Source organism: Neoroseomonas rubea, from assembly GCF_016106015.1.
Classification (GTDB): Bacteria; Pseudomonadota; Alphaproteobacteria; order Acetobacterales; family Acetobacteraceae; genus Neoroseomonas; species Neoroseomonas rubea.
In genome coordinates, this window is record NZ_JACADQ010000522.1 from 1 (window position 1) to 1,866 (window position 1,866).

The following is a 1,866-nucleotide window of genomic DNA, read 5'->3' on the forward strand; positions in this document are numbered from 1 at the left end:
GGGCCAGCATCTCGGGGTAGGCGCGCAGCGGCCGCACGGCGGCGGCGGCGCCCGCGGCGACCAGGCGGCCGCGGTTGCGGTCATCGACGCATTCGGCGACGACGACGGGCCGCGCGCCCTCGGCCATCGCCAGCACGCGCGCGACGACATCGGCCGAGACGGCGTCGGAGACCGCGTCCTCCGTCCGCTCCGCCAGCACGATGACGGCCGCGGCGTGCGGCGCGTCGGCCATGCGCAGCGCGTCGTCGTCCGTCGGGGCGCCTTCGACATGCACCAGGTCCTCGGCGCAGAGGATGGCGGGCAGGCCTTCGGCGCGCCCGGCAAAGGCGCGCGTGAGCAGCAGCACCGGCGCGTCGCGGTAGCCGGGCGTGCCGCGCAGCTGGCGCACCAGGCCGCGGTAGAAGCGCACGGCGTCGCCTTCCGGCGTGCCGACCACCAGCACATGGCCTTCCATGCCCCACCTCCAGGCGCCGCCGCGCTTGCGCGCGCGCACCTCCTCCCGCCATTCGAACCAGTCGGATGCGACCTTGGCGACGACGAAGACGCCGCCGACCAGCAGCAGCAGCACGGTCGCGATCCGCCCGGCGCCGGTCTTCGCGAAGACATCGCCGTAGCCGACCGTGGTCAGCGTGACCACGGCAAGCCACAGGCTGTCCGCCGGCGGCATGTCCTCCAGCACCGCCATCGCCGCCACGAACAGCAGCACCATGGCGGCGAGCCAGGCGAGCGGCCGGCGGAGCGCCGGCTGCCCGTGGCGCCACCGTCGGCGGCGCCACAACAGCCTGAAGGCGGTCAGCATGGCACGGCCGTCACCGCGCCTGGGCGGTGATCCCGAACATGCGCTGCGCCTCGACCGGGCTGCCCGGCGGGCCGCCCTGCACCTGTCCGAGCACGATCGGCTGCGGCGGGTTGGCGCGGATCTCGACGGTCTGCGCCTGGCCGCGGATGAAGCGCTGCACCGCGTCCCGAATCGGGTCGAGCGCGGCCGCCCCCGGCTGGCTCAGCGCGCCGCCGGCCATGGCGGCGAACTGCTCGCGCAGCTGCGGCTCAGGCGTACGGCTCTCACGCGCCTGGACCGAGACGAAGCGGGCGAAGAGCGAGGCGTCGGCATAGCGCAGCCCCATCGAGATCAGCCGCATCTGGCTGAAATCGGCCGATTGCGCCCGCTGCTGCGTGACGCCGTCCATCACCATGGCGAAGGAGAGCGTGCCCGCGTCCCGCCCGGCGACCGACAGGTCGCGGATCTCGATCCGCCCGGTCGGCGCATCATACGCCGTGTCGGCCGTGATGTCGGCCTCCATCGCCTGGTAGCCGAAGCGCGTCAGCCAGTCGGCGATCATCGGCAGCGGCTCGACCCGGATGCCGCGGAAGGCGATCGTGCCGGTCCCCGAACCCCCCGTGCTGGTGATGTTCGCGGCCAGCCGCACCTCGTTCAGCCGCCCGACCGGGCGCCCGCCGCCGAGCATCTCGATCCGGTCGATCTCCAGCGCCGCGGTGCCGACGAGCGAGGGTGGCGGCTCGTTGCGCATGATGGCGGAGAGCGTGCCGCCGAAGTCGATGCCGTTCAGCGCCACGCGCGCGAGGCGCAGCGTGTCGACGAAGCCGCCGTCGAGCCCGCCGACCTCGAGGCCCTCCATCGCGAAGCGCGCCGGCTGGCCGGCGACCCAGTTCTCAAGGCTCGCCTGGGTGAAGCGCACCGGGTTCGGGCCGGCGACCTCGAGCCCCTCGATCCGCAGCGCGTCGAGACGCACCTGCGCCGGGTCCGGCGGGCCGCCGGCGCCACGCGGCATCGTCAGCCCGGCCAGGCGCAGCCCGGCGATGCGCACCGGCGGGCCGCCCGCGACCACGAGGCCGCGGATCGCGACC

Annotated in this window: 2 protein-coding genes; both read right to left on the reverse strand. The window is 74.9% G+C overall.

Features of this window, described 5'->3' with window-relative positions; genetic code table 11:
- Positions 1-799, reverse strand: a 799-nt coding sequence (locus HW577_RS24435) for a potassium channel family protein (RefSeq protein WP_232475219.1), incomplete at its 3' end; no start/stop codon positions are given.
- Positions 800-809: 10 nt separating this feature from the next.
- On the reverse strand, positions 810-1,866 hold a 1,057-nt coding region (locus HW577_RS24440; RefSeq protein WP_198378697.1), incomplete at its 5' end, for a hypothetical protein.